14 protein-coding genes and 2 pseudogenes are annotated in these 20,629 nt (G+C 68.0%); 6 read left to right on the top strand and 10 right to left on the bottom strand.

From position 1 onward, the window contains the following. Positions 1-850: 850 nt before the first annotated feature. Genes AB0M88_RS36765 through AB0M88_RS36740 form a run of 6 tightly spaced genes read right to left on the bottom strand, consistent with a single transcriptional unit; the run spans position 851 to position 9,917 of the window. The gene (locus AB0M88_RS36765) at positions 851-2,935 is read right to left on the bottom strand and encodes a PQQ-dependent sugar dehydrogenase (protein ID WP_364110446.1); all 2,085 of its coding nucleotides are present in this window, start codon (positions 2,933-2,935) and stop codon (positions 851-853) included. A gap of 11 nt (positions 2,936-2,946) precedes the next feature. Continuing rightward, positions 2,947-5,094, bottom strand: coding sequence for a discoidin domain-containing protein (locus AB0M88_RS36760; RefSeq protein ID WP_364110445.1), 2,148 nt, complete (start codon positions 5,092-5,094; stop codon positions 2,947-2,949). 22 nt (positions 5,095-5,116) lie between these two features. Next, on the bottom strand, positions 5,117-6,841 hold the full coding sequence (locus tag AB0M88_RS36755; protein ID WP_364110444.1) for an alpha-galactosidase: 1,725 nt from the start codon (positions 6,839-6,841) through the stop codon (positions 5,117-5,119). 8 nt (positions 6,842-6,849) lie between these two features. Further along, entirely contained in the window at positions 6,850-7,677 is an 828-nt protein-coding gene (locus AB0M88_RS36750; RefSeq protein WP_364110443.1) for a carbohydrate ABC transporter permease, read from the bottom strand. Continuing rightward, on the bottom strand, positions 7,674-8,618 hold the full coding sequence (locus AB0M88_RS36745; RefSeq protein WP_364110442.1) for a sugar ABC transporter permease: 945 nt from the start codon (positions 8,616-8,618) through the stop codon (positions 7,674-7,676). Before AB0M88_RS36745 ends, AB0M88_RS36750 begins: the two co-directional genes overlap by 4 nt. A 3-nt stretch (positions 8,619-8,621) precedes the next feature. Beyond that, complete coding sequence (locus tag AB0M88_RS36740; protein WP_364110441.1) at positions 8,622-9,917, bottom strand: extracellular solute-binding protein; 1,296 nt, start codon at positions 9,915-9,917, stop codon at positions 8,622-8,624. Between the two features lie 217 nt (positions 9,918-10,134). On the opposite strand from AB0M88_RS36740, the gene AB0M88_RS36735 reads away from it, so the two are divergent. Together AB0M88_RS36735 and AB0M88_RS36730 are read left to right on the top strand one after the other, a co-directional pair. Continuing rightward, positions 10,135-11,196 carry a LacI family DNA-binding transcriptional regulator gene (locus tag AB0M88_RS36735; protein ID WP_364110440.1) on the top strand — a complete coding sequence of 354 codons (1,062 nt, stop codon included), beginning with the start codon at positions 10,135-10,137 and terminating at the stop codon, positions 11,194-11,196. Positions 11,197-11,208: 12 nt separating this feature from the next. Next, on the top strand, positions 11,209-13,314 hold the full coding sequence (locus tag AB0M88_RS36730; RefSeq protein ID WP_364110439.1) for an alpha-galactosidase: 2,106 nt from the start codon (positions 11,209-11,211) through the stop codon (positions 13,312-13,314). Here the strand turns inward: AB0M88_RS36730 and AB0M88_RS36725 are convergent. Next, positions 13,292-14,416, bottom strand: coding sequence for a glycoside hydrolase family 88 protein (locus AB0M88_RS36725; protein WP_364110438.1), 1,125 nt, complete (start codon positions 14,414-14,416; stop codon positions 13,292-13,294). The genes AB0M88_RS36730 and AB0M88_RS36725 overlap by 23 nt on opposite strands. Before the next feature lie 144 nt (positions 14,417-14,560). Between AB0M88_RS36725 and AB0M88_RS36720 the strand changes: the two genes are divergently transcribed. Together AB0M88_RS36720 and AB0M88_RS36715 are read left to right on the top strand one after the other, a co-directional pair. Continuing rightward, complete coding sequence (locus tag AB0M88_RS36720) at positions 14,561-16,525, top strand: glycosyl hydrolase family 28 protein (RefSeq protein WP_364110437.1); 1,965 nt, start codon at positions 14,561-14,563, stop codon at positions 16,523-16,525. 113 nt (positions 16,526-16,638) lie between these two features. Beyond that, the gene (locus tag AB0M88_RS36715; protein ID WP_364110436.1) at positions 16,639-17,358 is read left to right on the top strand and encodes a FadR/GntR family transcriptional regulator; all 720 of its coding nucleotides are present in this window, start codon (positions 16,639-16,641) and stop codon (positions 17,356-17,358) included. On the opposite strand, the gene AB0M88_RS36710 is transcribed toward AB0M88_RS36715, so the two are convergent. After that, on the bottom strand, positions 17,343-17,702 hold the full coding sequence (locus tag AB0M88_RS36710; RefSeq protein WP_364110435.1) for a hypothetical protein: 360 nt from the start codon (positions 17,700-17,702) through the stop codon (positions 17,343-17,345). The two genes, AB0M88_RS36715 and AB0M88_RS36710, sit on opposite strands and share 16 nt — an antisense overlap. A gap of 794 nt (positions 17,703-18,496) precedes the next feature. Between AB0M88_RS36710 and AB0M88_RS36705 the strand changes: the two genes are divergently transcribed. Together AB0M88_RS36705 and AB0M88_RS36700 are read left to right on the top strand one after the other, a co-directional pair. After that, positions 18,497-19,162 carry a glycoside hydrolase family 75 protein gene (locus tag AB0M88_RS36705; RefSeq protein WP_364110434.1) on the top strand — a complete coding sequence of 222 codons (666 nt, stop codon included), beginning with the start codon at positions 18,497-18,499 and terminating at the stop codon, positions 19,160-19,162. A gap of 296 nt (positions 19,163-19,458) precedes the next feature. Next, a pseudogene (locus AB0M88_RS36700) lies at positions 19,459-19,659 on the top strand (DUF4440 domain-containing protein); the annotation flags it as partial. A gap of 171 nt (positions 19,660-19,830) precedes the next feature. Here AB0M88_RS36700 and AB0M88_RS36695 read toward each other — a convergent pair. Both AB0M88_RS36695 and AB0M88_RS36690 read right to left on the bottom strand, forming a co-directional pair. Next, positions 19,831-20,019: pseudogene (locus tag AB0M88_RS36695) on the bottom strand (IS30 family transposase); the annotation flags it as partial. Positions 20,020-20,398: 379 nt separating this feature from the next. Then, positions 20,399-20,617 (bottom strand): MazG-like family protein, encoded by a 219-nt coding sequence (locus AB0M88_RS36690; RefSeq protein WP_364110433.1) that lies wholly within the window; start codon positions 20,615-20,617, stop codon positions 20,399-20,401. Positions 20,618-20,629: the final 12 nt, after the last annotated feature.

The following is a 20,629-nucleotide window of genomic DNA, read 5'->3' as shown; positions in this document are numbered from 1 at the left end:
TAGCCGTCGGCGCCCAGCGCGATGCCGATGCTGGCGGTCACGGCGACGTCGGTGTCGGTGTCGCCGAGACGGCACGGCGCCGAAACAGCTGCCTGAGTGCTGGTGCCTTCTGTCCGGACCTACCCCACCTGCCGCAGCCGTGGCCGGCCTTCCGGAGAGTGACCCCGCAAGCACCACGGCAGCAACGAGATCTGCCCACCCGACTTCGGGCTGCCCGAACTGTCTAAACGGAATCCGCTTCGAGTACAGACCGATGACGGGATCGACTTCACCTCGCTGCGGTAGATCTGCAGCGGCAAAAGTCGCCCACCGGCTTGGTCCAAGCCTCCGGGACCTTTTAACGAGGAAAGCGCTGGTTCCGCGCGAACGAGACAGTTCCCCCGGCACAGCGGTGATCATCCGAGCCGGACGTCCGCTCTGGGGCACAAGCGCGGGAGAGGCCGCCTGCACCAGCGTCATGTCGCGTCGCAGAACCCGACGGCAGCGCCTACCGCGTGTCGGGTGGCGTCGACTCGCCGCCAACTGGCTGATCTCGCGTGCGTCGCGAGCGCATCCAGGTTTATGTCGACATCCGAAACTGGCACAAAACCTAGATCGGCGCCCGGGTGACGGAACGCGGTACGACCCAAACATCGCGATACACGGCCGGTCGCTGGCCGCATGAGCGTTACCAGACTGGGAAATCCCAGCTCACCCTGTGTGCGACGAGTTCTGGCACGGTACAGGCTGGCCGAGCGGCTCGGGGTCGACCCGGGACCGGCCCGCCAGCGGCTCCTCCTGGCACTGCTGCGCCGAATCTCCGCCGACGGCGGGCCGCCCTGCGCCCTTGCGGCACGGGGCGGCCGGCGATCTACGAGCCTGAGCCCAGGCTCACGTGGAGGATGACGTTGTTGCTGTTGTGCGGCGTGCTGTCCTTGTCGCCGTCGTTGGAGGTGGCCAGCCACATGCCGCCGTCCGGGGACGGTTCGGCGGTGCGGAGCCGGCCGTACGTGCCGTTGAAGAAGATCTGCACGTTGCTCAAACTGCTGCCGCTGATCACTTCTCGGTAGAGGCGGGTGCCGCGCTGGCAGGCGACGTAGAGCAGGTCTCGGATCACGGCAATGCCGCTGCACGAGCCCTGCGCCACCGGATACGTGTGCTTGGGCGCGATGAACCCGCTGGTGCCGCACGTGCCGCTGGTGCCCTCGCAGGACGGCCAGCCGTAATTGCCGCCCTTGGTGATCAGGTTGGTCTCGTCCATGACGCTGTTGCCGAACTCCTGCTCCCACAGCCGGCCCTGGGAGTCGAACGCTAGCCCCTGCACGTTGCGGTGCCCATAGCTCCAGACCGCGTTGCCGAACGGGTTGTCCGACGGGATGGTGCCGTCCGGGTTGATGCGCAGCACCTTGCCGTTGAGGCTCTTCGTGTTCTGTGCGTTGTCTCCGTTCTGGGCGTCGCCGGTGCCGGCGAAGAGATACTTGCCGTCCGGGCTGAACCGCAGCCGGCCGCCGTTGTGGTATTTGTTGCGCGCGATGCCGGTCAGCAGCACCTGCTCGGTGCTCGTGGTCAGCGAGTCGGCCGCCGCGTCGTACTTGATCCGTACGATCCGGTTGTCGGTCGGCGAGGTGTGCATGACGTAGAGCCAGTGGTCGCTGGAGTAGCTGACCGGGTTGACCTCCAGCCCGGTGAGGCCGCCCTCGCCGTCGGTGCTTTGGGTGTTCGGCACCGAGCCGATGGTCTTCTTGGCCCCGGTCTTGGGGTTGAGGTGGACGATCGAATGCGAATCCCGCTCGTTGAACAGGATCGTGCCGTCCGGGAGGGTCACCAGGCCCCACACCACGTCGTCGTCGGTGCCGACCTGGGTCACCGTGCAGATCGGCTGGGTGCAGCCACCGCCGGGGGTGGTGACGTCCAGTTCGGTGCTCGGGCCACTCTCGTTCTTGTTGGCGTCGGACGCGGTGACGACCAGCTTGTAGGTGTGGTTGGGGGTAAGCGCGCCGAGCGAGGCGTTGGGCGCGCTGCCGCTGGACGAGCCGATCTTCGTACGCGGCGAGGTCGAGACGTCGTAGACGGTGTAGCCGGTCACGCCGGTGTCGTCGGTCGACGCGGTCCACGCGAGCGCGATGCTGGTGCTGGTGACCGACGTCGTATGCACGCTGCCGGGCACGCTCGGCGCGGTGTGGTCGTCGGAGCCGGGCGTCGTCACCGACAGCGTGCCGCTCGGCTGGGACACGTTGCCGGCGGCGTCGCGGGCGTTGATGTAGAACCCGTACGTAGTTTTGGGGCCGAGCCCGGTGCAGGTGCCGGTGAGGGTGGCCTCGTCGACGCTCGCACACAACTGACCGTCGTGGTAGATGTCGTAGCCGGCGACGCCGACATTGTCGGTAGCGGCCGTCCAGGCGACGGTGGCGCTGGTGGCCGTGTCGCTGACCAGCGTGGGGGTGCCGGGCACGCCGGGTGGGCTGGTGTCGCCGCCCACGCCGTAGACGGCGAACTCCTGCAGCGAGTAGCCATGTGAGGAGTCCGAGCGGCAGCGTTTCGTGCCGTTCATCCGCACGTAGCGGCCGGTGCCGGAGAGGCCGGTGTGGTTCTCCACGCCGCCGTTGCCCGCCGTCGTGGCGTAGATCGTGGTCCAGGTGAGGTGGTCGGGCGACGTCTGCACCTGGTAGGCGGTTGCGCAGGACGCGTCCCAGGTCAGCTGCACGCGGTGCACGGCGTAGGTGGCGCCGAGGTCGAGATAGATCCAGGACGGGTCGATGTTCGAGCCGCTGGCCCACCGGGTCGAGGTGTCGCCGTCGTCCACGTTCGCGGGTCCGCAACAGCCACCCGACGACGACGCGGTGGCGGGTTTGTTCAGCGACAGCAACGTATCGCTGACGGCGGCCTCGGCGACGGCACCGGCGAGCACCATGAGGACGGCCGCTGTGGCGCCGGTCAGCAGCGTTTTGAGTCTCATCGTGTCTCCTCTCACCGGACCGTGACGGCGTCCAGGTCGGGGGCGTACGCGCTGGTGTTGGAGAACTTGATGCTGTTGCTGCCGGCGACCAGCGGCACCGTGACGGTGGTCGTGGCCGGGGTATTGAAGTCGGTGCCGGTGCAGTTGACCGCGATGGCGGCGGCCCCGTTGACGCTCAGATCGAACGTACGGGTGCCGCTCACCTCGTACGTGATGGTCAGCTGGTGGTTGCCGGCCGAGCCGGCAGCGAGGTTGTTGACGATCGCGTAGTTGCTGCCGTTGTTGCCGATGAACCGCACCTTGGCGCCCCCCGAACAGGTCGGGCACGAGGTGACGGCGGCCGCGCCGGAGAGGGTGTTGCCGGACGCCTCGGCCTCGACGGTGGCGGCCGGCGGTGTGGTGCTGCCGCCGCCCGCATACGCCGAGCCGAGCCACATCTCGTCGATGCGCAACTGCTTGGACGACGCGTAGGTGCTGTCCACCTCCAGCCGGATGTACCGGGCCGACTTGCCCACGCCGATGAACTGGGCGCCGCGAGCGTTGGGCAGCGTGCCGGACTTGACGCTGGTGAATGTCTTGTTGTCGCTGCTCGTCAGGACCTTGTAGTTCTGGATCCGGGCGGACGAGCTCGCGGTCTGCGTGATCGTGTCCTCGCGCTGGTTCACGGCCAGGTAGGCGACGTCGCGCGCCGAGCCCTGGTCGAGCGTGATCGACACCGGGGTCGTCTTGTCGCTGTCCCAGTAGTTCAGGTAGGACCCGTCGACCAGGTTGGCCGCCGCGTGCCCGCTCGCCGACGATGTCGCGGTCGCCTTCACCCCGGTGGCGATTCCGGTCCGACCGGACATGGTCACCTTGAACACGGTGTCGTACTGGTCCCAGCTCGAGACGCCGCTGATCGTGAGCAATCCGCTGCCCTGGCTGAAGCTGACCGGCGCGCCGGTGCGCAGGTTCGTCACCTGGGACACCACGTAACCGCTGTCGCGCAGCTTCACCGAGCTGCCCGAGGTGGGCTTGGTGACGACGTGCACGTACTGCAGGTTCGGATTGGTCTTGTTGATGGTCGTGTAGCCGTAGGCGCCGTTTCCGAAGTTGCCACCCGGCAGGCCGCCGTACATGAAGCCGCCGCCCTCGTCGCCGCCGATGGACTCCCAGATCGGGGGCAGATACGACTTCATGAAGTTGTTGAAGTCGACCTGGTTGGACGGGAACTTGCCGTTCACTTGAGCGGTCTCGGCCATCAGCGACTTCACCGACGAACCGGCGTTGGCGATGTACCGCCCGATGTTCAGGGCATAGTCGACCGAAGAGTTCGAGCCGTCGTACCACCACGCGCCGGAGGACGGCAGCTTGTAGTCCGCCTCGGTCAGCCGCGGCTGAGCAGTGTAATAGGCCTGCGGCATGTCGTACGCCGGTGTCATGCCGGTCTTCTGCTCGTTGCTGATCATGTCCATGATGGGCGTGTCTTCATTGTTGTTGCTGATCGTCATGTTCGGGTGCAGCTGGTAGATCTGCGCGTAGAGGTTGTGGTCGAGCCAGTACTGGTTGTCGTTGTCGACCCAGAATCCGTCGAGCGACGGGTGGCTCTCCATCACGTCGAAGAAGTTGTCGTAGCTGTATTCGCCGAAGCCATCCGGGGTGTCCAGGTCGACCGTATGTCCTTTGTAGGCGGAGTAGGCGGCGGAATCCATCCACTCGTGGTCGTTCAGGTCGTGCCACTGCGCGTCGTTGGTCATGTAGAGGATCACCCGGAGGCCGGCCGCGTGCGCCGCGGTGATCAGCTCCCCCAGGAAATCGCGCTTGGTGCTGCACGTTCCGGGGATGCTCGACGGCCAGGCCCGGCCATAACCGAGCTTGCTGTGGAAGGTGGCCAGCGTGATGTAACTGGCGTGCAGCTTCTGGGCCTCGCTCACCCAGTAGCCGGCGTTCCAGCCGCCGCTGGTGATCGCACTTTCCCAGGCCGAGCAGCTGGTGTAGCCGGGCGAGGTGAGCATGCCCCAGTGCAGGAACAGGCCGCTGGTGGACGCGCGCAGGAAATCCTGCCGCGGATTGGTCAGATCGGCGCGAGCGGGGCGGGTGGCGACGAACATCGTCGCGAGCAGCGCGACCAGCGCCAGGAAGGCCACGCCGGGCCACCGGCGGACGGGCTTGGAGAATGGCACGGGGGTACCCCTTTCGAGAGCACTAGCTGACCGAGATCTGGTCCAGATCCGGTGCGTACGCGGAGGGGTTGGAGAAGGTCAGGCTGTTGGTGCCGGCGGCCAGGGCCACGGTCACCGTGGCGTGAGCGGGCGCGGACCAGCTCGTGCCCGTCACCGGCACCTGGACAGGGGTGCCGCCGTTGACGCTGACGTAGAAGGTGCGAGTGCCGTCCACCTCGTACGTGATGGTGAGCTGGTGGTTGCCGGCGGCGCCGGCCGTGACGTTGTTGATGGTTTCGTAGTTGGCGGCGCCGTTGCCGATGAACCGCACCTTCGCCCCGCCGGAGCAGGTCGAGCAGGCTGCGGTCGCGGCCGCACCGGCGAGCGTGTTGCCGGACGCCTCGGCCTCGACGGTGACCCCGCCGCCGCCGGCCGGCACCGCGCGGATCAGCCGGGTCTCACCCGGGCGCAAGGTGGCGCTGTAGGAGCCGCTGACCGTGCCCTGGCTCGATCCGGACCAGAGGTCGGTGACGGCGGCCGAACCGGTGAAGCCGACCTGCGACCAGCTCACCGAGACGGTCGACGAGCCGGTGGTCGCAGTGTTGAACAGGGCCACGACGTAGGAGCCGTCGGCCTCGCGCTTGCTGAACACCTGGTTGTTGCCGCTGTTGACGATCCGCTTGGCGGCGACGCCGTCCTGGTCCACGCCGATCAGCCGGTCGTTGGTCAGCATGGCCTTGTCGGTGCTGTCCAGATGGGTCAGGTCGGTACCGAGCAGCAGCGGCGAGGCGGCCATCGACCAGAGGGTGAACTGGCTGCGGCGCTGGTCGGCGGTGAGCCCGATCTGGTCGCCGTTGCCGACCTCGAGGGAGTCGAGGTCGTTCCAGCCGCCCGGGCCCGCGTACGGCTGCCAGGACGCCGCCGTGGCGAACCGCGCGCTGACGTGTGGCCAGTCCGTGATCGGGTAGCCGCTGCCGTTGGCGCCAGGGCCGCAGTAGCACTCGACATCGCCCTGGGTGCGCCAGCTGTTCGCGTACTGCTTCCAGGTGGCCGCGTCGGCGATCGCGAGGTTGTTGGACAGCGCGTAGTTGATCGGCCGGCCGGAGGCGCGCAGGGCGCTCGCCCAGGCCTTCACGTCGGGGATGTCCGAGCTGCCCACACCGTCGATCTTGAGATAGTCGACGCCCCAGGAGGCGAACTGCGCGGCCCACGAGTCGACGAACTCCTGCGCGCCCGCCTTGCTGTAGTCGATGCCGTACATGTGCTTGCAGTTGTAGTTCTTCTCGCTTGTCGAGGTGACCGCGATGTCGGTCGCGTGGTGCGAGGTGCCCGCGATCGGCGTGTTCTTGGTGACCGCGTTCTGGGCGATGCCGGGGGTGACATAGAGGCCGAACTTCAGGCCGTCGGCGTGCACGTAGTCGGCGAGTGCCTTCATCCCGTCGGGGAACTTGGCGGTGTCCACCACCCACCGGCCGTTGCCGTCGACGACCGGGCCGTTGCTGTCGCACTTCATCCAGAAGTCGTCGAGGTTCACGTAGACGAAGCCGTGTGCGGCGATGCCGCTACTTCTCAGGGCGTCGGCCTGCGCCTTGATGGCGGCCTCGGTCGGGGTACGCCGGACGAAGCTCCAGCTGCTCCACCCCATCGCCGGCCGGATCGACAGTCCGTTGTCCGAGGCGGTTGCCGGGTTCGCTTGTCCGACGGCGAGAACGGTCGTCGCCGTCAGCGTCACCGTCTGGGCAGCCCTGATCCAAGGTAAACGTTTCATGGCTTCTCCTAGCCTTTGGTGGCGCCGCCGGTGAGTCCTTTGACGAAATGCCGCTGCAATGCGAGATAGAAGGCGAGCACGGGCAGCGTTGCGAGGAACATGAGCGCGAACACGGAACCGAAGTCCGACTGGTATTGCCCGACCGCCCGGTAGACACCGGTGGTGACCGTCGTGCCGCGGCCCGGGCCCAGGATGATCAGGGGGTCGATGAAGTCGTTCCAGATCCAGACCCCAAGGAAGATCATGACGCTGGCGCTGGCCGGTCGCAGCAACGGGAAGACGATCCGCCAGAAGACCTTGGCCGGGCTCGCTCCGTCCACGGTGGCCGCTTCTTCCAGCTCCAGCGGCACGGTTCGGATGAAACCGGAGAACACGAACACGCCGAACGGCACGTAGTAACCGACGTTGAACAACACCAGGCCCTGGATCGTGCCCATCAGGTGGCCGGCGCGCAGCACATCGGAGATCGGGATGAGGATCACCTGCGGGGGAATCATCAAGCCGGCGAGCAGGACCAGCGTCAGCACCCGGGCCCACTGCGACCGCGAACGGGCCAGATAGTGTCCGAGCATCGCCGACAGCACGGTCAGCGCCACGACGGAGACCGAGGTGATGAGCACGCTGTTGGCGAGCGAGACCCAGAACAACCGGTCCGGACGGGTCAGCACCGCCTCGATGTTGTGCAGCGTCGGCGGCCAGGGCAGCGATGCCGGCGAACCGGAGATCCGGTCACCCGGTTTGAAGGTGTTGGTCAGCACCAGATAGAGCGGGACGAAGAACACCGCGCACAGGCAGGTGGCGACGAGGGGGCGGACCCAGGCGAATCGGCCGGTCACAGGTTCACCTCCCGCGCCCGCAGGATCCGCAGCGCCACGGCGGTCGCGGCCGCGACGATGACCAGCATCGCCATCGCCATCGCCGAGGCGTAGCCGACGTGGTTGGCGTCGAATCCGGTCTGCAGCACGTCGAACGCGATCGTGGCGGTCGTGCCGGCGCCGGGCCCGCCGTTCGTGATCACCTTGATGTAGTCGTAAGTCTTGAACGCCGAGATGAGCAGCACCACCGTGTTCACCGTCAGCGCCGGGGCGAGCAGCGGCCAGACCACGTGCCGGAACCGGCGTACCGGGCCCGCCCGGTCGAGCTCCGCCGCCTCCATCAGCTCCTGCGGGATGCCCTGCAGGCCGGCGAGATAGACGACGACGCAGAACCCGAGCATCTGCCAGGAGATGATCGACGCCACCGCATACAGCGCGTACGCCGGGTCGGACAGCCAGCCGGGCGGATCGTGCCGGCCAAGCGCGCGCAGCGCCTCGTTCACCGGCCCGCCCGCGTCGAGCAGGCGCGACCAGACGATGCTGACCACCACCGAACTGAGGATCACCGGGGTGAAGAAGACGCTGCGAAGCGCGTTGTAGAACTTGCCGCGCCGGTCGAGGAGCAGCGCGATCCCGAGCCCGGCCACGTTGGGCACGATGGTCACGATCAGGGTCAGGACCGTCGTGACGCGCAGGGCCGTCCAGAACTCCGGGTCGTGCAGCAGTTGGTCATAGTTGTGCAGGCCGGTGAATCGGGTGGGCGGGTTGAACGGATTGGCGTTGGTCAGGCTGTAACCGAAGCTCACCGCGATCGGCGCCACCACAAAACAGAGGTAGACCGTCACGCCGGGCGCCGCGAACAGGCCGAAATGCCGGAGCCTGCCCCGGCGCTGCCGGCGGCGTGGCGCCGCCGGCGTCCGTACGCGGAGCGGACGCGCCTCGGGGGTGCGAACGGCCGACATCGCTCAGCCGCCCGCCTTCGCCCACTCGGCGTCCAGATATGCGCCGGCCTGCGCCGGGTTCTTGCGGCCGGTGATGAGGTCCTGCGCGGCGGCGTCGACCTTGTCGGTCATCCCCGGCAGCAGCCCGTCGTCGGCCGTCTCCCAGCGGAACGCGTGGACGACCTCGTTCTTCGTCACCGCCTGCTGATAGAGGTCGTAGCCGGCCCGATAGACCGGGCCGACCGTGGACGGCGGCGTGTAGCCCTTGATGGCCGGGATCAGGCCGTCGGCCTTCACCGACGCGTCCAGCTGGGTCTTGTCGACCTGGAACGCCAGCGCGAACCGCTTCGCCGTGTCCAGATTGGCCGCCTTGGCGCTGACGATCATGCCTCCGCCGGTGTACGCCGGGACCACGGTGCGGCCGTCGGCACTGGGCAGGTTGAACACGCCGATCTCGAACGAATGCGACTTCCCGTCGGCGTTGGCGGCGAACCAGTTGCCCATCGGGTACATGGCGCCCTTGCCGTCCAGGAACGCCTGCTCGGTCGCGGCATAGTCGCGGGACACGTCGGAGGCCTTGAGGTAGCCCTTGGCCGCGAGATCGGCGAACTTGGCCAGCGCCGCGGTGAAGTCGGCGTCGGAGAACTTCACCGTCCCGGCCCGCCGCCTGGTCATCCAGTCGGGCGTGGTGCCGTAGATGTCGACGCTGACGATGCCGTCGAGGATCATCGCGGAGGCGAACGCGTCCTTGCCCCCGCCGACCACGAACGGCGTGCGGCCCTTGGCTTTCAGCGCCGCGGCGGCGGTCAGCAGCTGGGCCCAGGTGGTCGGTGTGGTGGTGATGCCCGCCTCGGCGAACATCGGCTTGTTGTAGTAGACCGGCGGGATCGTCTGCGTGTTCGCCGGCAGCTGGTAGTACTTGCCCTTGATCGGGTTGGCGGTCGGGTAGACGAAGTCCTTGAGCTCGGCGGGCGACCACGCGTAAAGCGCGCCGGCCTCGGCGAACCCGGCCGGCGAGACCGCGATCATCACATCCGGGAACTGGCCCGAGGTGAGCAGCTGCTTGGCATAGTCGGTGCGGCCGTCGGCGGTGGGCGACACCAGCTTCTGAACCTTGATGTCCGGGTTCTTGCCGGTGACCCGTTTGATCGCCGCGTCCCAATAGGCGGGCGTCAGGTTCGGGGTCTCGAACGTGAGAAACGTGATCGCCTTCTGGCCGGACGAGCTGGACGGTTCTTTGACGCTGCACGCGCTGGTCGCCGCCGCGACGACGACAGCGCCGCCGGCGGCGAGCAGGCCGCGTCTGGAAAGCGTGGTCATAAGAGGCGCCCTCTGATCGATTGGCGTGGATTTCTCGAGATCGTGAACGCGCGTACATTCGGTGTGCTGGCGAACGTACTCCCGTCGCCGAACCACGGTCAAGAGATCGACAGAAAGCCTTCCTATTAGCCTCGTTGACAGGCGGAGGGCCGAACCTGAATGATGGCTCTCGGTTCTTGTACGCGCGTTCATAGTGAGCTTGATGAGAAGGTGGATCTTGGCAACGAGCGATGAGGTGGCACGTCTGGCCGGCGTCTCACGCGCCACGGTGTCGCGCACCCTGTCGGGCAACGCGAAGGTCAAAGACGAGACCCGGCGGCGGGTCGAGGCGGCCGCGGCCGTCCTGGGCTACGTGCCCGACGTGGCCGCGCAGTCGCTGTCCGGTGGACCGTCGCGGACGATCGCGATCAGCTTCTTCGCCGACGACATGTGGGCGCTGTCCCAGTTGACCAAGCCGAAGCACTACTTCTATCTGAACGTGCTGCGCAGCATCGAGGCCGGCGCCGCGGCCGCGGGCTACGACCTGCTGCTGCCGACCCGGCCGCACGAGGCCGAGACCGGCAGCCAGGACTACGTGCGCAGGCTGCGGGCGCGCCGGGTGGCGGGCACCATCATGGTGGCCTGCCCGCCCGACGACGTACGCATCCTGGCGCTGCTCGAGGCGCGGCTGCCGACCGTGTTCATCGACGCGGTGGCGGCCGGTCCGTGCGCCACCTGGGTCACCTCCGAGAACCACGAGGGCGCCCAGGCGGTGACGCGACACCTGATCGAGCTCGGGCACCGGCGGATCGCCCGCATCACCGGCACCGAGACCGACCCGTCCGGCGGTGAGCGGCTCCGCGGCATCCGCGCCGCCCTCGCCGCGGCCGAGATCTCCGAGGACCCGGGGCTGCACCGCCGCTCGGACTGGTCCACCGAGGGGGCCTATCAGGCGGCCAACGACCTGCTCGACGCCCGGCCCGATCTGACCGCCGTCGTCGCCGAGAGCGACATGATGGCCATCGGCGTGCTCCGTGCCCTGCACGAGCACGGTCTGCGCGTCCCGCAGGACGTCTCGGTCACCGGATTCGACGACATCGACCTGGCGGCGTACGCGCTGCCGTCGCTGACCACCGTGCGGCAGGACACCGACGCGATGGGCGGCGGTGCGGTGAAGGCGCTGCTGGAGTTCGTCGGCGGCGGTCCCGGCAAGACCGGCCGCGCGCCGGAACCGTTGCGGCTGCCCACCGAACTGGTCGTGCGCAACTCGACGGCGCCACCGCGCGCCACCGCTCTCTAGACAGGATTCCTCATGGCCGAAGCGCCCCGTATGCTCGTCCTGTCCGCCGCGGGATGCGCGCTGATCCTGGACGTCGGCGGGCCGGGACTGCCGCGGGTCGTGCACTGGGGCGCCGATCCGGGGCCCCTGACCGGGCTGAGCGACGCCGTCGCCCCGTCGCTCGAGTCGCGCGTCCTCTGCACGATCCTCCAGGCCCAGGCCCAGGGCTGGCACGGCCGGCCCGCGCTCCTCGGGCACCGGGCCGGCACCTGGCCGCACCTGCGCTTCGAGGTCGACGAGCGGTCGCTGACCGACGGTGCGTTGCGGATCCAGGCGCACGACGAGGCGGCCGGTGTCGCGGTGACCGTCCACATCGTCATGGAGTCCACGGGCGTGGTGCGGATGGCGACCAAGGTCCGCAACGAGGGCGCCGACGTCTACACCGTGGACGCGGTCTCCTGCCAGCTGCCGGTCGGCGGCCCGATCACCGAGCTGCTCGATTTCACCGGCCGGTGGGCCGCCGAGCGCAGCCCGCAGCGCGGCCCGCTGCGCCACGGCCTCACGCTGCGCGAGTCGCGGCGCGGCAAGACCGGTCACGACGCGACCGGGCTGCTCATCGTCGGCACCACCGGGTTCGGCTTCGGCGACGGCGAGGTGTGGGCCGCGCACACCGGTTGGAGCGGCGACCACGCGCACTGGCTGGAGAACCTGCCCGAGGCGGCACCGGTCCTGGCCGGCGGGGAGCTGCTCGCGCCGGGCGAGGTCCGGCTCGCCCCGGGCGAGGCCTACCGCAGCCCGTGGGTCTTCTTCGCCTGGTCCGACCAGGGGCTGGACGGGCTCGCGGCGCGCCTGCACGAGCGGCTTCGGGCCCGGGACATCCATCCGCGTACGCCCCGGCGGGTCATCCTGAACACCTGGGAGGCCGTCTACTTCGACCACGACCTCGCCAAGCTGGGCGAGCTCGCGGAGCGGGCCGGGTCGATCGGGGCCGAGCTGTTCGTCCTCGACGACGGCTGGTTCCGGGGGCGGCGCGACGACATGAAGGGCCTCGGCGACTGGACCGTCGACCGCGACGTCTGGCCGGACGGTCTGCACCCGCTGGTCAAGCAGGTCCGGGACCTCGGCCTGGCGATGGGGTTGTGGGTCGAGCCGGAAATGGTGAGCCCGGATTCCGACCTGGCCCGCGAGCACCCCGACTGGATCCTGGCCGCCCCGGGCCGGCTGCCCCCGCTGGAACGCGAACAGCTGGTGCTCGACCTCGCGCATCCGGAGGCGTACGCCTATCTGCTGCACCATCTCGACCGGCTCGTCGACGAGTACGACCTGGCCTATCTGAAGTGGGATCACAACCGGGACCTGCTCGAGGCCGTCCACGATGGACACGCCGGGGTGCACGAGCAGACCCGCGCCGTCTATCGGCTGCTCGACGAGCTGAGGGCGCGGCATCCGGCGCTGGAGATCGAGTCGTGCGCCGGCGGTGGCGGCCGGGTCGACTACGGCATCCTCGAGCGCGCCGACCGGGTGTGGACCTCGGACACCAACGACGCGCTGCAGCGGCAGGCCATCCAGCGGTGGACCGGGCTGCTGCTGCCGCCGGAGCTGATGGGCAGCCATGTGGGCGCCCCCCGCGCGCACGTCACCGGCCGCACCGCCGACCTGCCGTTCCGGCTGGCCACCGCGCTGTTCGCGCACGCCGGGATCGAGTGGGACATCACCACCTGCTCGCCGGCCGAGCTGGACGCCCTGGCCGCGTGGATCGCGCTCTACAAACGACTCCGGCCGCTCCTGCACACCGGGCGCCGGGTCACCGCGGACCACCCGGATCCGCACGCCTGGCTGCACGGCGTGGTGGCGCACAATCGGCGGCACGGCGTCTTCGCGTACGCCCAGATGGGAGTGAGCGTCGCGGCCGCGCCGCCGCGGCTGCGGCTGCCCGGCCTCGACCCGGACGCCCTCTATGCCGTCGCCGTCTGCCCGGAGCTGAGCTTGCCGCGGCCCGATCTGGCCCGGCGGGCGCCATGGCTCGCCGGGCCGATCGAGGTAACCGGTTCCGTGCTGGCGACGGTCGGGCTCACCGCACCCTTCCTGGACCCCGCGCAGGCAGTCGTGTTCGAGGTCAGGCGTACTGCTCGTTCATGAGGAGGAAGGCGCCCAGGCCATGGAAATCGTTCGTCGCCCTGGTCCGGCCGATGTAGTAGCTGTACGAGCCGACGTTGGTCCCGATCGAGATGTTCGCGAGGTTGGTGCGCCCGTCCGAGCCGATCGACAGCTCGGCCAGAACGCCCTGGTAGCCGCGGTCGGCGTTGGCCTGATAGCCGGCCGGCACGTAGCCCCGGGCGACCGCGACGTCGATGGTGTAGGTGAACATGCTGGAGCACGACGTCTCGGTCCAGTTGTCCGGGCGGCTGCCCTTGTCGACCACCTGGAACCAGCGCCCGGTCTTAGGATCCTGGTAGGCCGCCTCGCCGCGCACCAGGTTCGCCAGGATGGCGACGATGGCGGCCCGGCGCGGGTGGTCGGCCGGGATGACGTCGAGGACCTGCTCGGCGGCCATGCCGAACCAGCCGATCGCGCGGCACCAATACTCCGGCGCCAGCCCGGTCTTCGGGTCGGCCCAGCTCTGCGCGTGCTTCTCGTCGTACGCGTGCTTCAACAGCCCGTTCGGCTGCTGCAGATGGCCGGCGTAGATGACCAGTTGCTTGGTCGCCTCGTCCCAGGCGTACGTGCTGTCGCCGACGGTCCTGCCGTATTCGGCGAGGAACGGCAGCAGCATGAACGTGCCGTCGGACCAGAGCTGCCAGGCCCGGCTGTCGGTATCTGCGTGCCAGAAGCCGCCGTCGCTGGTCCGCGGATAGGTGTCGAGCCGCTTGCGGATCTTCGTGGCGGCCGTCTTGTACTTCGCCTGCCCGGTCTCGCTGTACATGATCAGCAGGAGCCGGCCGGCAAGCATGCTGTCCAGGTTGTCGAACTTCTGGCCGATGTTGCCCTTGCTGTCGACGAACCGGTCGACCCAGCTCTTGATGAACGCCAGGTACGCCGGGTTGCCGGTGCGCTCGTACACCTCGTACTGGCCGAGCAGATAGAGCCCGACCGGGTAGCTCCAGCCGCCGATGGTCGACGGCTTGAACCGTTCCACCGTGGATCTCACGACCTCCACCGACCAGTCGCGGTTCGCCGCGTGCGCCGGCGTCGCGGCCGCAAGAGTGCACAGCAACGCGCCCGCCGCGATCACGGCCCTCATTTGTCGCTTCATCTGTAGTTCCTTCCTCCATTCGAGACATCGGATCTCTCTTGGAGTATTCCATCGAAACATCCTGATGTGTACCGTCAATTTCGTCAAAACATCGGATGTCTCTGCTACGCCGTCCCCACGGAAAGGAAGGGCATGTCCAGAAGAAGGCGCTTCATAGGGTTGCTGGCCGCCGTCTCGGCGCTGGCCTTCGGTGCCTCCCTCGTCGCCGCGAACAGCGCGTCGGCGGCCGGCACCTTCAACATCCGCGACTACGGAGCCACCGGAAACGGCTCCAGCAACGACAGCGCGGCGATCCAGAAGGCGGTCGACGCCGCGTCGGCCGCCGGCGGCGGCACCGTCCGGGTGCCGTCCGGCACCTACAAGTCGGCGAACACGATCCACCTGAAGAGCAACGTCGTCTTCCAGCTGGACTCCGGCTCGACGATCAGCGGTGCGTCCGGGACCGGCTACGACGCCGCCGAGTCCAACTCATATGACCAATACCAGGACTACGGGCACAGCCACTTCCACGACGCGATGTTCTCCGGCGACCGCCTCACCGGCATCGGGTTCGTCGGATCGGGCACGATCGACGGCGGCGGCCACCTCATCACCGGCAACCCGGACAAGGGCGAGGCCGACAAGATCCTCTCGCTCACCCGGTGCACCGGGCTGACGCTCAACGGCGTGCAGTTCCGCCGCGGCGGCCACTTCGCGATCCTCACCAACAACTGCAACAACATCACGTCGGACGGCCTGCGGATCGACACCGCGAGTGACCGGGACGGATGGAACGTCATCAGCGCTTCCGACGTGACCGTCACCAACGCCACCATCGCGGCCAACGACGACGCGCTGGTGTTCAAGAGCGACTACGCCCTCGGCACGAAGCTTCCCAACGGACACGTCACCGTCACCGGCTCGCATCTGTCCGCGCAATGCTGCAACGCGCTCATGTTCGGCTCCGAGACGTGCGGCGACTTCAGCGACTACAACTTCCAGAACATCACGATCACCGGCGCCCAGAAGTCCGGCCTGGGCATGGTGTCGATGGACGGCGCGAACATCTCCGACGTGCACTACCGCGACATCACCCTGACGGGCGTGCGCTCACCGATCATGGAAAAGATAGGTACGCGTAAACGCTGCGGCAACAGTCCCGGAGTCGGGCACATCAGCAACGTCACGTACGACAACATCACCGCCACCGGCGCCGGCCCGTCGTTCAGTCCGACCCTGTGGGGCCAGTCCGGCAGCAACCGGATCAGCGGCGTCACCTTCAACAACGTGCACATCACCGTCCCGGGCGGTAACGGGACCATGTCCACTTCGGTACCCAGCGACAACGGCGACTACAACCCGAACAGCCTCGGCACGCGCCCGGCGTACGGCTGGTACATCCACAACGCCAACAACATCACCTTCACGAACAGCTCGGTCGACTTCGCCAAGGACGACGGCCGGCCGGCCGTGATCGCCAACGCGGGCAGCAATCTCACGTTCAACGGGCTCACCGTCGAGAAGGGCAGCAAGAGCCCGTACGACCTGGGATTCCAGTCGGTGACCGGCTACTGCGTCACCAACGCGAAGACCACGACCGGGGCCGCGGCCACCGTCAACTCGTCGAACTCGACCGCTTCGTGCGGCACGACCCCGCCGCCGACGACGGTGACGGTCACCGCGGAGGCTGAGAGCGGCATGTTGACCTCGCCGATGCAGGTCCAGTCCGACGCGGCCGCGTCCGGCGGCCACTACGTCACGGTCGCCGCCGGCAACAACAGCAAGACGTCGGCGCCCTCCAACGGATCGACGGTCATCCCGTTCACCGTCGGCAGCGCCGGCACGTACAAGCTCTGGGGCCGGGTTATCGCACCGACCGACGAGGACGACTCGTTCTGGGTTCGCCTCGACAACGGCGCCTGGACCGACTGGAACGACATCGCGGCCGGGAGCTCCTGGCACTGGGCGAACGTCACCGACGACACCGACAGCGACGCGACGGTGCTGGCCGGCCTGACCGCCGGCGCCCACACGATCAGCTTCGCCTACCGCGAGGACGGTGCCAAGCTCGACCGCGTCCTCATCACCGACGACCTCACCCTGGTGCCGACGGACTGAGGGGCCGCCCGGCACCGCAGGGGAGGGCGTCCGGACAGGGGCGCCCTCCCCGTCGGTGACGGGCTTCCGAACCGTCGACGCCCGCCGACCGAGGCCGCCCTATCCTTGGCGTCGTGGCGTTGACGGACGAGGCGATCGAGCGGATCAAGAGCATGATCGTCTCCGGTGAGCTGCGTCCGGGCGATCGGCTCCCCAAGGAGGCCGACCTGGCGACACGTCTCGGCCTGTCCCGCAGTTCGCTGCGCGAGGCGGTGCGGGCGCTCTCCCTGATCCGGGTGCTCGACGTACGCCACGGCGACGGCACCTATGTGACCAGCCTGCGGCCCGAGGCACTGCTGGAGACGGTTGGTTTCCTGCTCGACTTCCACGGCGACGACAGCGTGCTCGATCTGCTGGCGGTGCGCCGGATCCTGGAGCCCGCGGCCACCGCGATGGCCGCCCGGGCGATGAGCGACAGCGAGATCGAGTCGCTCGGAGCGCTGATCGCGGTGACCGGGGACGCCCCCGGTCACGACGACGTCGACGGTCTCAACGACTTGATAGCCGCCGACCTCGAGTTCCACCGGCGGATCGCGACCGGCTCGGGCAACGCGGTGCTCGCCTCACTGATCGAGAGCCTGTCCGCGCCGACGCTGCGCGCCCGCGTGTGGCGCGGCCTGACCCAGGAAAACGCGGTGCTGCGCACGATCGAGCAGCATCAGGCGATCCGTCAGGCGCTCGCCGCACGCGAGCCGGAGCTGGCCCGGGCGCGGGCCACGGTGCACATCGCCGACGTCGAGGAGTGGCTGCGGCAGGCCCTCGGACCGTCCGGCGAAGCTCACGTACCGCGGTAGGCCTTGAAGTTCCGAATGAACAGGTGGGTGTCGATGATGTCGGACTTGGCGCTCTCGACCGAGCGGTAGATCCCCCACTTCGGCCGCACGTAGTCGTCCTGGTCGGGAATCTTCAGGCCGGAGCGGCTGGCGTCGACCACGACCGGGGCGCTGGAGCCGGTGCCGTTGCGGACCAGGAACCGCCCGGTGCCGCTCGGCCCGATCTTGAAGGTCAGCTCGACGGTGATCCACTTGTTGCGCAGCGGAGACAGGTCGGTCGTACCGATAGCCGGGGCGCCGCTGGTGCTGTCCGCCTGCAGCTGCAACGTCTCCTTGCTGCCACTGCGGTGCAGCGAGAGCGTCACCCACGGACCGCCGCCCGGGCGCGGTGGCCGCACTCGCCCACGGCTGGCTCAGGGCGAGCGGCGCGCCGACGGCGGCGAGCGCGAAGGTGGCGAGGACGGCCCGGCGGCGGGGACCGCGGGGAATCGGATCGGTGGACATGGTCGTCTCCTTACTGATGGCGGGCGGCCGGGGCGGCCGGCCTGATCGACGGCGGTGGCGGACACCGAGGCCGCCACGCCGGGTCCGTCCGCGGTCCGCACCCTCGACGACTGCGCCTTCCCCTGGGGGTCGGAGACATGCAACGGATTGTTCGGTCGTTGGTCGCCGTCGCGGCGCCGGCCAAGCTCCGCCCTGCGCAATCTGACCGCCTCGTACTGTCCGAACAGCACCTGGTCCGGCGCGCCCGCACTGACCCGGGCCGAACCGTGGATCGACACCGGCCTGCCGCCCGCGGTCGCCGGCGTCATGACCGGGGCGGAGGCGGGGCGGCGGGGCGGGGCGGCGCCCGCCGCGGCGACCAGGGCGGCAAACGACGCCGCCACCGCTTGCGTACGCATTTGCGGCTCCATTTGTGTCCACATATATAGACGGCGTTCGTAGTGGTGGAAGCTAAGCAAGGCCAAGCTAACTCTCACCATCATGTCCGTCAATGCAGCTACCGGAGTCCATCCAGCTACGTAGACAGATCGTGAAAGAAATAGGCCGGGATCAATCCTTGTGCGCATCGTCCGTGGTCGATACGGTCGGCAGCACCTAATTGTCAGGCAGGTTACCTAACAGTCCTGGCACCGGCTGCCAGCTCTCGGAGGAGCACATGAACCGCACGCTCAAGGCAGGACTCGTCGGACTCGCCGTACTGACCGGAACCTTCACCGCCACTACGCCAGCGCTGGCGGCGAGCGGCCCGAGCGCCGCCGCTCTGCTCGCCAAGGTGAAGACCTGCAACGTGGTCTCCAAAGGCAAGTACGCCACCGACGACGGCGAGTCGTCGACCGTCAACATCTGCAAGCAGGGCTCGGCGTTCTTCTGGAAGGCCGACATGGACATCGACTGCGACGGCGTGAGCACGGCGAACTGCAACGAGGACACCGACCCCTGGTATCAAGACGAGACCTCGTTCGAGACGTCGAAGGGCAAGCCGTTCCAGGCCGACAGCACGCACTATTTCGTCATCCCGCTGCCGAGCTCACGGTTCAGCTACAGCAGCAACGGCATCAAGCCGGGCAGCGTCGCTGCCATCATCTACAACAACAAGGTCGTGTACGCCGTTTTCGCCGACGAAGGGCCCAGCAACATCATCGGTGAGGCGTCGTACGCGACCGCGAAGGCGCTCGGCATCGACTCGAACCCGGAGACCGGCGGCGTCGACTCGGGCGTAACCTACATCGTCTTCCCGGGCAAAGTGCCCAGCCCGGTCGAGTCGAACAGCGCGATCGACAGCAAGGGCATCTCCGCCGCGAACGCCTTCGTCAACGGCTGACGCCCATCGGGCCCGATGACGTACGGGTGCCGGTCAGGCAGAAGATCGGCACCCGGGTCAGGCCGAGGAAAGTACGGGTGTGAGCGGCCCGGCCCGGGAGGCGTCTTCGGCAAGTTCGTTGTCCGCACCGTGACGGCGCGTCGGACGCCCGCGCGCTCGTCGCGGCCGAACACTGCACCGGGACTCACGCGCTGCTGACCGTCGATGCCAGTCATCAACCTGGAGCGATCCTGGCCGCGGGCTGCCAATACGAGCCGGCGCGCCACGCGGCGCGCCCAAGTCGATACGATCGCACGATGGGCTCAGAGCCTGACGTTCGCGCGCTGTCGGCGGCGTGGGACCAGGCGCTTGTCGCCAACGACCCGGAACGGGTGGCCTCGTTCATGATCGACGACTGGGTCTACGTCGACCCCGACGGCGTGACCCCCAAGTCGGACATCATCACCTGGATTACCTCCGGTCGGCTACGGCACGACCGCATGACATCGACAGGCCGAGATCATGTGAGGCCGCAGAGTAGGCCGAGGGTCCAGTTTGGTTCTGACGGTCTGACGTGGCCCCACCTGGCTCCGCGCAGTGCGCGCAGGGTTGCGAGGGAGAGTTCGAGGTCGTTCCAGTTTTCAACTGGTCGTCGCAACGTCACTACCTTGACGGAGGTAGCAGTTCGTTCATGGCTTCGGCCGGCGTTTCCAGCCGAGCGACTTGCGCGGTCTGTTGCTGAGGGTGGCGGCGACGGCGTCGAGGTCGTCGCGGCTCCAGCGGGCTATGTCGGTGCCTTTGGGAAAATATTGGCGTAGCAGTCCATTGGTGATCTCGTTCGTGCCGCGCTGCCAAGGGTTGTGCGGGTCGGCGAAATGCCTTCCCCTTCGACCCCACCGGCGCAACCTGCTCGCCCTGCTCGGCATCCCGCTCGGTGAGATGAGGCCGCACACCGACAAGTTGCGTCGGCCACGTCAGTTCAAAATCCGGTTCGTCGAACACAAGCACCCAACCTACGTCCCTGTCGTACCGGCAGTGGACGGACCTGAAGCACCTACTGTCGCCGCAAGTCCAGGTGAGAGCTTCTCATCTCAGCTTCATGTGGCATCGCGGGGGCAGATCGCGTGGTCAATGTGGCTGTGCCGTCGTCCGGTCTCCGACGGCACACGGCTTGAGGTCATCGGCGATCAGGATTTCGGCCGCTTACCTTCTGGCGGCCGGGCTTCTGGGCCGCGGAAAGGCGAGCTCTTCCTTTGGCTACCTGTTGGCGTCTGGAAGGCCCGCTTTGACCAAGGTTCCGGATGCCTCATCCTTGACGTACGTGCGCTTGGCGTTCTTCGCAAGCTTCTGCTCGACGGCTTCCTGAAGGTCGACGCCGGTCATCTCCGCGAGGGACATAACGTAAATCGCGACGTCCGCCAGCTCTTCGCCGAGGTTGTCGTGTGTGCGTCGCCAGGCGTCGAAGGCTTCGGCCACCTCGCCTTGCAG

Origin of the sequence: Actinoplanes sp. NPDC051411 (genome assembly GCF_040682075.1) — a bacterium.
Lineage (GTDB): Bacteria > Actinomycetota > Actinomycetes > Mycobacteriales > Micromonosporaceae > Actinoplanes.
Note: the sequence above shows the minus strand (reverse complement) of the source record. Positions and strands in the feature narration are given on the sequence as shown.